The sequence below is a fragment of the Actinomadura bangladeshensis genome (assembly GCF_004348335.1).
GTDB lineage: Bacteria > Actinomycetota > Actinomycetes > Streptosporangiales > Streptosporangiaceae > Spirillospora > Spirillospora bangladeshensis.
In genome coordinates this window covers 1-8,848 of sequence record NZ_SMJW01000298.1, presented here as the reverse complement: position 1 = coordinate 8,848, position 8,848 = coordinate 1, and the positions used below count along the sequence as shown (strand labels likewise).

11 protein-coding genes and 1 pseudogene are annotated in these 8,848 nt (G+C 74.9%); 6 read left to right on the top strand and 6 right to left on the bottom strand.

The window, feature by feature from the left end; all coding sequences use genetic code 11:
• Positions 1 to 174: 174 nt before the first annotated feature.
• Positions 175 to 1,383 carry an ROK family transcriptional regulator gene (locus E1284_RS35265; protein WP_131944496.1) on the top strand — a complete coding sequence of 403 codons (1,209 nt, stop codon included), beginning with the start codon at positions 175 to 177 and terminating at the stop codon, positions 1,381 to 1,383.
• A gap of 65 nt (positions 1,384 to 1,448) precedes the next feature.
• Complete coding sequence (locus E1284_RS35260) at positions 1,449 to 2,039, top strand: TetR/AcrR family transcriptional regulator (RefSeq protein WP_131944495.1); 591 nt, start codon at positions 1,449 to 1,451, stop codon at positions 2,037 to 2,039.
• 27 nt (positions 2,040 to 2,066) lie between these two features.
• Here the strand turns inward: E1284_RS35260 and E1284_RS43440 are convergent, their stop codons facing one another.
• Together E1284_RS43440 and E1284_RS43435 are read right to left on the bottom strand one after the other, a co-directional pair.
• On the bottom strand, positions 2,067 to 2,444 hold the full coding sequence (locus tag E1284_RS43440; protein WP_243714941.1) for a transposase: 378 nt from the start codon (positions 2,442 to 2,444) through the stop codon (positions 2,067 to 2,069).
• Positions 2,426 to 2,734 (bottom strand): annotated as a pseudogene (locus E1284_RS43435) (RNA-guided endonuclease TnpB family protein); the annotation flags it as partial. The gene E1284_RS43440 and the pseudogene E1284_RS43435, both read right to left, overlap by 19 nt.
• Positions 2,735 to 2,738: 4 nt before the next feature.
• Between E1284_RS43435 and E1284_RS43430 the strand changes: the two are divergent.
• Entirely contained in the window at positions 2,739 to 2,957 is a 219-nt protein-coding gene (locus E1284_RS43430) for a hypothetical protein (protein ID WP_243714940.1), read from the top strand.
• Between the two features lies 1 nt (position 2,958).
• A complete protein-coding gene (locus tag E1284_RS42710) occupies positions 2,959 to 3,099 on the top strand; it encodes an RtcB family protein (RefSeq protein ID WP_207924129.1) in 141 nt (46 codons plus the stop codon).
• On the opposite strand, the gene E1284_RS35245 is transcribed toward E1284_RS42710, so the two are convergent.
• Positions 3,089 to 4,522, bottom strand: a complete 1,434-nt coding sequence (locus tag E1284_RS35245) for an aldehyde dehydrogenase family protein (protein WP_243714939.1) — start codon at positions 4,520 to 4,522, stop codon at positions 3,089 to 3,091. The genes E1284_RS42710 and E1284_RS35245 overlap by 11 nt on opposite strands.
• Positions 4,523 to 4,657: 135 nt before the next feature.
• Between E1284_RS35245 and E1284_RS35240 the strand changes: the two genes are divergently transcribed.
• On the top strand, positions 4,658 to 5,839 hold the full coding sequence (locus E1284_RS35240; RefSeq protein WP_131944493.1) for an acyl-CoA dehydrogenase family protein: 1,182 nt from the start codon (positions 4,658 to 4,660) through the stop codon (positions 5,837 to 5,839).
• 287 nt (positions 5,840 to 6,126) lie between these two features.
• Here the strand turns inward: E1284_RS35240 and E1284_RS35235 are convergent, their stop codons facing one another.
• Positions 6,127 to 6,444 (bottom strand): AMP-binding protein, encoded by a 318-nt coding sequence (locus E1284_RS35235; RefSeq protein ID WP_131944492.1) that lies wholly within the window; start codon positions 6,442 to 6,444, stop codon positions 6,127 to 6,129.
• Between the two features lie 102 nt (positions 6,445 to 6,546).
• Here E1284_RS35235 and E1284_RS35230 point away from each other — a divergent pair, with 102 nt between their 5' ends.
• The gene (locus E1284_RS35230; RefSeq protein WP_131944491.1) at positions 6,547 to 6,981 is read left to right on the top strand and encodes an SRPBCC family protein; all 435 of its coding nucleotides are present in this window, start codon (positions 6,547 to 6,549) and stop codon (positions 6,979 to 6,981) included.
• Here the strand turns inward: E1284_RS35230 and E1284_RS35225 are convergent.
• Both E1284_RS35225 and E1284_RS35220 read right to left on the bottom strand, forming a co-directional pair.
• Positions 6,939 to 7,919 (bottom strand): alpha/beta hydrolase, encoded by a 981-nt coding sequence (locus E1284_RS35225; protein WP_131944490.1) that lies wholly within the window; start codon positions 7,917 to 7,919, stop codon positions 6,939 to 6,941. The genes E1284_RS35230 and E1284_RS35225 overlap by 43 nt on opposite strands.
• A gap of 70 nt (positions 7,920 to 7,989) precedes the next feature.
• Positions 7,990 to 8,739, bottom strand: coding sequence for a gamma-glutamyl-gamma-aminobutyrate hydrolase family protein (locus tag E1284_RS35220; RefSeq protein WP_131944489.1), 750 nt, complete (start codon positions 8,737 to 8,739; stop codon positions 7,990 to 7,992).
• Between the last annotated feature and the right edge of the window lie 109 nt (positions 8,740 to 8,848).

The following is an 8,848-nucleotide window of genomic DNA, read 5'->3' as shown; positions in this document are numbered from 1 at the left end:
GCCCTCCTCACCTCGCCTGGCCGACACTCTAGAGAGCCGGGCGGACGGGCGGCCGCCCCGGCCTGCCCGGCCCTTATTTCACGGCCTGATCTAAGCGGTGACATGATGACCGGGTCCAGACCTGTGAACCGCGGGGGACGCGGCCGCACGCCGGCCGCGGGAGAAGGGGGCCCGATGCCGGAACGGCGCCGGAGGACCGTGCGCGACCTGCGCCGCGCCAACCGGTCGGTGCTGCTGCGGCGGCTGTACTTCGACGGGCCGCTCAGCCGCCGGGACCTGGCCGGGGAGACCGGCCTCAGCCCCGCCTCGGTCAGCAACGTCGTCGCCGAGCTGATCGAGGCCGGCCTCGTCGCCGAGGCGGGCAGCGTCGAGTCCGACGGGGGCCGCCCGCGCGTGCTGCTGAAGACGGCGGCCGGTTACGGCCACCTCGTCGGCATCGACGTCGGCGAGACGCGGGTGATGGTCGAGCTGTTCGACCTGGAGCTGACCCAGCTCGCCAAGGCCGACTTCCCGCTCGGGGACGGCGGCCACGACGAGCGCGCCGTCGTCCGGCACATCCTGGACGGCCTGCCCGCCGTCATCGAGGGCGCGTCGGTCGACCCGGCGTCCATCATCGGCGTCGGCGTGGGCGTGCCGGGCGTCGTCGAGTACAGCATGACCGAGCGCGGCCCGGAGGCGGTCGTGCACTGCCAGACCATCGGCTGGGAGGCCGTGCCGCTGGAGCGGATGCTGCGCGCGGGCACCGACCTGCCGCTGTTCATCGACAACGGCGCCACCTCGCTCGGGCAGGCCGAGATGTGGTTCGGCGCGGGCCGCGGGCACCGCAACGCCGTCGTCGCCCTCATCGGCTCCGGCGTCGGCGCCGCCGTCATGATCGACGGCTCCCCGTACCGGGGCGCGGCCGGCAGCGCGGGCGAGTGGGGGCACACGACGGTGCGGGTCGGCGGCGCGCGGTGCCGGTGCGGGTCGCGCGGCTGCCTGGAGTCCTACGTCGGCGCCACCGCCCTGCTGGAGCGCTACCGGGCCGCGGGCGGCGCGGCCGGGGCCGACGAGGAGGGCGCCCTCGCCGCGCTGCTCGCCGACCCGTCCGCGACCGGCGCGGAGCTGCGCGACGACATCGCCGAGTACCTGGGCGCGGGCATCGCCGACCTGGTCAACCTGTTCAGCCCCGAGAAGATCATCATCGGCGGCTGGGCGGGGCTGCTGATCGGCGGCCGGATGCTGGACCGGGTCGTCGAGGCGACCGCCGCCTACGCGCTGCGGCAGCCGTTCGCGCAGACCGCGATCGAGCCGTGCCACCTCGGCCCGGAGGCGGTCGCCGTCGGCGCCGCCACCCTCCCGCTCGCCCGCCTGCTCGACGGCGGCGGTGTCCCGGGCCCGTGATGGCCCGCCGCCGCGCCGGGGGCGATAATGGGGGCCCCGACGAGCATCCGGAGGAACGACGACACATGGGCACCGCCGGACGTCCCGTGCGCGAGTCCCTGCTGGACGCCGCGGCGGACCTGCTCGTGGAGCGCGGCTACCGGGCCGTCCGCATGCGGGACGTCGCGGAGGCCGCCGGGGTGAGCCGGCAGACCGTCTACAACGAGTTCGGCGACAAGTGGGGCCTGGCGCAGGCGGTCGTGGTCCGCGACAACGAGCGCTACCTCGACGGCATCGACGCGGTCCTGTCCGAGCACGACGACGTGTACGCGGCGGTCGTCGCCGCGGTGACCTACACGCTGGAGACGTCTGCGGACGACCAGCTGAAGAAGGCGGTGCTGACCGGCGCGGGCGGCGACGAGATGCTGCCGCTGCTCACCACGCAGGCCGAGCCGGTGCTGTTCGCCGCCAGCGCCCGCATCGCCGAGCACGCGCTGCGCCAGTGGCCGCACCTGGACCGCGACGCGCTCACCGAGGTCGCCGACGCGGCGGTGCGGCTGACGATGAGCCACCTCATGCTGCCCTCCGGCCCCCCGGAGACGTTCGCGCACTTCGTGGCGCGCCTGGTGACCCGCTACCTGTCCGTCCCCGCGAAAACCACTCGCCCGGACGCCTGACCGGGGCGTTGATCACTTCGCGGCTGGTCAACTACTCGGCCCTGAGGAAGACCGGGCTTTCCGGTCCTTCGGGCGTTGTTCACGCTCCCGACTGCCCGCTACGGCCGGACGGTTACGGGTCGCATCCACCAGCCTCGGCCATGCCGGGACCGGTTCGGGCATGTTGACGAATACCCACGCCGAGCGTGCGCGGTCGCGCACGTTGACCCCGGCGACGACGTCGGCGGGTCCAGCGAGACCACACCGACGACAGCAGAAATGATCCCGGGCAGGACGGTTGTTCCGCGCGGTGTGTCCGCAGCGCGGGCAGCGCTGCGAGGTATAGGCCGATTTACCTCGATGAACGGCACGCCGTGACGGCGTGCCTTGTCGGCGATGAACTCGCCCAGCTGGCGGAAGGGCCAGGAGGACAGGCGTGCCCGCTGGTCGCGTGGAACCGTGACCCGTCCGCGGATCCCACTCAGGTCTTCGAGTGCGATGCCGCGTCCGGTGCGTGCCGCGACGGCGACGACCTGCTTGGAAATCTTGTGGTTGACGTGGGTGGCGTGCAGTGCCTCCCGGCGGGCCCGCTTCTTGAGCAGCTTGGCCGCCGACCGGGTCCGCTTGGCTTGGATATCGGCCCTTTTGCGGGCCTGCCACCGCCGGTACCGGCTCAGCCGACGTCCCTGGGTTTGGACTCGGCTTTGCGGCGGCACTTGGATGCTGGGCCGCCTGCGCACCCAGCCCGCCGGCTTTGAGGTCGCCGTAGCACAGGCTACGCAAGGGCAGTTCGCGGCCGCGGAGCCCGAACCGGACGAAGGCGACGGCCGAGACGTGATTGGCGGCGGTGTTGACGCGGTGGAGGGTGTCGGTCAGCGCCGCCGCCTGCTCGGGCGTCGGCAGCAGCTTGACCTGCACCACCAGTTTCACAGTCCGTGACTTGGCGGCGTGGCGGCGGGACCTGAAGCAGGAGGCGCCGTGGGCCTACAAGGACATCGGGCCCGTCGTGTCGAGCCTGCTGGGCGGGGGCGTGGCGACCCCGGTCGCGGAGCTGCGGCCCCTGCTGACGGTCAAGGGATGACGGTCTGGACGTGGACGGTCTTCACGGCCGTCATCTCGTCCAGGAGCTCGGGGCCGTAGCCGAAGCCGCGGCCGCTGGCGCGGCGCGGGGTGGCGGCGCCGCCGGGGGCGCCGCCGAACACCGCGTTGATCTTCACGGTGCCGGCGTTCAGGGTGCGCCAGGCGGCCTGCGCGTGCGCCATGTCGCGGGTGAGGACGGTGGCGGCGAGGCCGTAGCGGGAGCGGCGGGCGGCGTCCAGCGCCTGGTCGAACGAGGCCACGGTGCGGACGGGCGCGACCGGCCCGAAGACCTCCTCGGCCATGATCGGCATGTGGTCGGTGCAGCCGGCGAGGACGGTCGCCGGGTAGAACGCGCCGGGGCCGGCCGGGATCTCCGCACCGGCGAGGGGGCGCGCGCCCTCCGCGACCGCCTTCTCGACGTGCTGGTGGACGTGCGTGCGGTGCCGCTCGTCGACGAGCGGCCCGAGTTCGGTGGACACGTCGGCGCCCGGCCCCATCCGCATGGTCCGGGCGCGCTCGGCGAGGGCGCCGAGGAACGCCTCGGACACGTCCTCGTGGACGTACACGCGCTCGACGGAGGTGCAGATCTGCCCGGCGTTGGCGAAGCAGCCGAGCGCGGCCTGCCCGGCCGCCCAGGACGGGTCGACGCCGGCGTCCACGATCAGCGGGTCCGAGCCGCCGTTCTCCAGCAGGGTCTTGGCGCCCGTGCGCAGCGCCAGTTCGGAGACGCGGTACCCGGCGGCGGTCGAGCCGACATGGGCGACGACGTCCGCGTCCGGGTGGCCGGCGAGGGCCTCGCCCACCTCGCCGGCGCCGACGACCATGTTCAGGACGCCGTCGGGCAGGCTCCCGGCGATCAGTTCGGCGAGCATCGCGCCGGTGTGCGGGGTCCGCTCGGACGGCTTGTGCACGACGGTGTTGCCGGTGGCGACGGCGGCGCCGATCAGGCCGCAGGCGATGGCGACCGGGTCGTTCCACGGCGTGATCACCGCGACGACGCCGCGCGGCTCGCGGACCATGAAGTCGGTGGCGTCCCAGCCGCCGAGCAGGCTCCGGCCCCCGTGCAGGGGCCCCAGCTCGGCGTACTGCCGCAGCGTCCCGATCCCGGCCTCCACACCGCCGAGCGCGTCACCGGACGGCTTGCCCATCTCGGCGGTGACCAGCGCGGCCAGCTCGTCCATGCGCTCCTCGACCGCCCGCGCGGCGGCGTGCAGGGCCGCGCCCCGCTCGGCGGCGGGGGTGGCCGCCCAGCCCGGCGCGGTGTCGCAGGCCGCTGCCATCGCGGTGTCCACGTCCGCGGGCGTGGACACCGCGACCACCCCGAGCGGTTCGCCGGTCGCCGGGTCGTCCACCGAGAACACGTCCTCCCCGGTGCCCTGGCTCCACCGTCCGCCGGCCAGCATCCACCTGTCGCGGGGCCGCATGGCCTCCCCCTCCCCGTGTCGAACGTCCGTCCGATCGCCTACCCGGTACGGCGGCCTTCAATGACCGCGCCCCCGCGTCAGTGACCACTTACTGAAATCGGCTACCGTGGTGCCACGCGAATTGAGGGAGGCGCGGTGGACTTCGACCTGCCGGAGAGTGCGGCGGCGGTGCGCGAGGGCGTGCTGGCGGTCGCCGGGAAGTACGACCAGGACTACTGGGGCCGGTGCGACGCCGAGAAGCGCTGGCCGGAGGAGGTCTGGCGGGAGCTGGTCCAGGGCGGGTGGCACGCCCTCGCGATACCGGAGGAGTACGGCGGCGGCGGCCAGGGGCTGCTGGAGCTGGCGGTCGCGCTGGAGGCCCTCGCCGAGGGCGGCGCGGGCGGCGCCGCGTCCTTCATGTACCTGCTGACGCCCGCGTTCGGCGGCCTCACGATCGACCGGCACGGGACCGAGGCGCAGAAGCGCGCGTTCCTGCCGAAGATCGCCTCCGGCGAGATCGAGACCTGCTTCGCGATCACCGAGCCGGACGCCGGCAGCAACGCCATCAACATCTCCACCCAGGCGCGCCGCGACGGCGACCACTTCCTGGTCAGCGGCCAGAAGATCTGGATCTCCGGCGTCGAGCGCGCCGACCACATGGTCCTGGTCACCCGGACGATCCCGGCGGCCGAGGCCCGTCCCCGCACGTCCGGCTTCACCGTGCTGCTGGTGGACGTCAAGGAGGCCGTCGCCGAGGGCACGCTGACGTTCCAGCCGATCCCGAAGCTCGGCACCAACACCGTCGCGTCCAGCACGGTGTTCCTGGACGACGTGCGCGTCCCGGCGGACCGCGTCCTCGGCGAGGCCGACCAGGGGTTCCTCGTCCTGTGGGACATCCTGAACCCCGAGCGGATCCTGGCCGCGGCGGGCGGCGTCGGCTCCGGCGGGCTCGTGCTGAGGCTCGCCTGCGAGTACGCCGGCGACCGCGCCCCGTTCGGCCGGCCGATCGGATCGAACCAGGCCGTCGCGTTCCCGCTCGCCAGGGCCAAGGCGCAGCTGGAGCTGGCCCGGCTGATGACCTACAAGGCCGCCTGGCTGTGGGACCGGGGCCGCCCCTGCGGCTCGGAGGCCAACATCGCCAAGCTCACCGCGGCCGACGCCGCCTGGCAGGCCGCCGACCGCGCCTTCCAGACCTACGGCGGCATGGCGTACTCCATGGAGTACCCGATCGCCCGGATGTTCCGCGACGCCCGCATCGCCAAGAACATCCCGGTCGCGGAGGAGCTCGTCCTCGCGCACATCGCGCAGCACGAGCTGGGCCTGCCCAAGTCGTACTAGCCCGAGGCCCGGCCAGCCCCGGTCCCCGGTCTCGGGGTACCGGACGGCCGCGCCCGGGTCGTGCGCGGCGCGCAGCTCGCGCTTGGGCACCTTGCCCGAGTGGTTGCGCGGGATCGCCTCGGCCACCTCGTACCAGCGGGGGCGCTTGAACGCGCCGAGCCGGGCGCGGCAGTGCGCGTCCAGTTCGGCGGGCAGCCCGCCGGCGCCGTCCAGGGCCGGGTCGAAGGCCGGGAGCGGGCGGCGGGCCGTGCCGGGGTGGGCCAGCTCGTCCTCCAGCGTGGAGACGGTCACGACATTGCCCGCCTCGGTCGACCCGTAGACGCCGCGGTAGCCGGTGCCCGCTCGCGCAGCCGCCGCACGTTCAGCGGGACGACGACGGCACCGATCAGCGACGCGCCGAACGCGGCCTCGACCGCCTCGGGCACGTTGACGGTCAGCAGCGCGACGCGGTCGCCGGGCCGCACTCGCCCGGCGGCCAGGAGGCCGGCCCAGCGCCGGGAGCATCCGTGCAGCTCTCCGTGGCTCCGGCGCCGCCCGTCCCAGGCGAAGGCCGTGCAGTCCGGCCAGAGCGCGGCGCCGCGGTGGGCGGGGTCACCGAGCAGCATGGACCGATCATTCCGAATCGGATTCGGGACGGTCGGCCTGTTGCCCGGACCACAGTGCCCAGGCCAGCATGAGGGTTCCCGCCCCCACCCCGAGGAGCGTCCATGCCCCGGTCGTACGCCAGCACCGTCCTCAACGCCGCCCCCGACGACGTGTGGTCCTACGTGCGGGACTTCGGGAACCTCGCCGAGTGGATGCCGGGCGTGGAGACCGGCGTGATCGAGGACGGCGGCCCCGGCGACCGCGTCGGCTGCGTCCGGCGGCTGATCGGTCCCGGCGACTCGGTGTTCCGCGAGCGCCTCGCCGGGCTGGACGACGCCGGCCGCGGCTACTGGTACGAGATCCTGGAGTGCCCGCTGCCCGTCCGCGCCGCCCGCGGGCACCTGCGCGTCCTGCCGGTCACCGCGACCGGGCAGGCGTTCGTCGAGTGGTGGGGCGAGTTCTCCGCGGACGCCGGCGACGAGGAGGCGATGACCAAGACCCTCGCCCAGGGCATCTACGCGACCGGCCTCGGCGCCCTGGCGAAGCGCTTCGGCTGACCGCCGAGGGCCGCGCGCAGCCGCCGCGCGGCGAACTCCATCGCCTCGGCCCCGGCGTCGAAGATCTCGGGCAGCAGGAAGAAGGAGTGCACGACACCGTCGAAGCGGCGCAGCTCCACCGGCACGCCGGCCGCCGCGAGCCGGTGCGCGTAGGCCTCGGCCTCGTCGCGCAGGATGTCGCACTCGGCGGTGATGACGGTCGCGGGCGCGGCGCCCGCGAGGTCGGGGGCGCGCAGCGGGGCCAGCCGGGCGTCGGCCGGGTCCGCGCCGCCCCGGTACAGGTCCATGAACCGGGCGAGCGACCGCGCGTCCAGCCCGTAGCCGGTCCCGTACTCGCGCCAGCTCGGGGTGTCCATCGCCGTGTCGGTCACCGGGTAGACCAGCAGCTGGTGGGCGAGCGGCAGCCCCCGGTCGCGGGCCAGCAGCGCGACGGCGGCGGCGAGGTTCCCGCCGGCGCTGTCACCGGCCACCGCCACGGCGCCGGGGACGATGCCGTAGCGGTCCGGCTCCCGCACCGCGGACGCCAGGACGGCCCACGCGTCGTCCACGGCGGCGGGGAACGGATGCTCGGGCGCCAGCCGGTAACCGACGTTCAGGACGGCGCATCCCGTGGCCGCCGCCAGATCGCGGCACGCCGCGTCCACGTTGTCGACACCGCCGAGCACCCAGCCGCCGCCGTGCAGGTAGACGACCGCGGGCAGCGGACCCCGGCCGGGCGGCTCCGGACGGTACAGCCGCACCGGCACCGGGGCGTCCGGGCCGCGCACCACCAGGTCGCGGACGTGCGGAAGCTCCCGCCGCACGACCGGGAACGCCGCGCCGATCCGCTCCCGCATCTCCGCGATCGTGGGCTCGGCCGCCCCGCCGGCGTCCGGCGGCGGGGCCGTCCAGGAGGCGAGCAGGTCCAGGAAGCTCACGGTCTGGGGGTGGACGGGCATGCGGCGGCCTCCGGGGCGGGCGACGGTCACTACCGGATCGCTTCCCCGCCACCGGCCGGTCAATCCCCGGTCAGCGTCCGGCGGCCGCGGCGACCAGGGCCTCGAACAGGCGCATGTCGCCGCCCTCCTCCGGATGCCACTGGACCGCCAGGCCGAACCGGTGGCCCTGCAGCTCGACGGCCTCCACCACCTGGTCCTCGGCCCAGGCCACGGCCGTCAGGCCCTTGCCGAGCCGCGCGACCGCCTGGTGGTGGTAGGCCGGGACGTCGGCGTGCTCGCCGAGGATCTTGCCGACCAGGCTGGTCGGGCTGATCCGCACCGGGTGCGAGCCGACGATCCCGGTCTCGGGCGCGTGCCCCTTGTGGCCGACGGCCTCCGGCAGGTGCTGGATGAGGGTGCCGCCGCGCGCGACGTTCAGCGCCTGCATGCCCCGGCAGATCGCGAGGAACGGCAGGTCCGCCGCGACGATCGCGCGGACGAGCGCCAGCTCGAACCGGTCGCGCTGCGGCTGCGGCGGCCCGGTCTCGTAGTGCCGGGCGGCGCCGTACAGGTCGGGGTCGAGGTCGCCGCCGCCGGCGAGGACGATGCCGTCCAGCCGCTCGACCAGCGCGTCCACCCCGCGCAGGGTCGCGCCCGGAGGCAGCAGCACCGGGACGCCCCCGGCGCGCTCGACCGAGCGCGCGTACGGTGCCGGCAGGAGCGCGGCCTCGCGCACCCAGACCCCCCAGCGGGCCGGCTCCTGGTAGGTGGTGATGCCGATGAGCGGCGGCGCGCCGGCCCCGGCGGCGGGGCCCGGAGCCCCGCGGACGGACTCTGACATGTGCGTGTCTCCCCCTCGTGCTGAGCATTGGCCGCGGGACCGCGTGCGACATGGGCGATCTGCCGGTCTCGGCCGCACCTCATCGCGCCTCACCCGCCCCCGCGCGCGT

Bases quoted from the DNA above. Each gene is read 5' to 3' on its own strand.
- E1284_RS35265 (WP_131944496.1), top strand. From the start codon at position 175: ATGCCGGAACGGCGCCGGAGGACCGTGCGCGACCTGCGCCGCGCCAAC.
- E1284_RS35260 (WP_131944495.1), top strand. From the start codon at position 1,449: ATGGGCACCGCCGGACGTCCCGTGCGCGAGTCCCTGCTGGACGCCGCG.
- E1284_RS43430 (WP_243714940.1), top strand. From the start codon at position 2,739: ATGCTGGGCCGCCTGCGCACCCAGCCCGCCGGCTTTGAGGTCGCCGTA.
- E1284_RS35245 (WP_243714939.1), bottom strand. From the start codon at position 4,522: ATGCGGCCCCGCGACAGGTGGATGCTGGCCGGCGGACGGTGGAGCCAG.
- E1284_RS35235 (WP_131944492.1), bottom strand. From the start codon at position 6,444: ATGCTGCTCGGTGACCCCGCCCACCGCGGCGCCGCGCTCTGGCCGGAC.
- E1284_RS35230 (WP_131944491.1), top strand. From the start codon at position 6,547: ATGCCCCGGTCGTACGCCAGCACCGTCCTCAACGCCGCCCCCGACGAC.
- E1284_RS35225 (WP_131944490.1), bottom strand. From the start codon at position 7,919: ATGCCCGTCCACCCCCAGACCGTGAGCTTCCTGGACCTGCTCGCCTCC.
- E1284_RS35220 (WP_131944489.1), bottom strand. From the start codon at position 8,739: ATGTCAGAGTCCGTCCGCGGGGCTCCGGGCCCCGCCGCCGGGGCCGGC.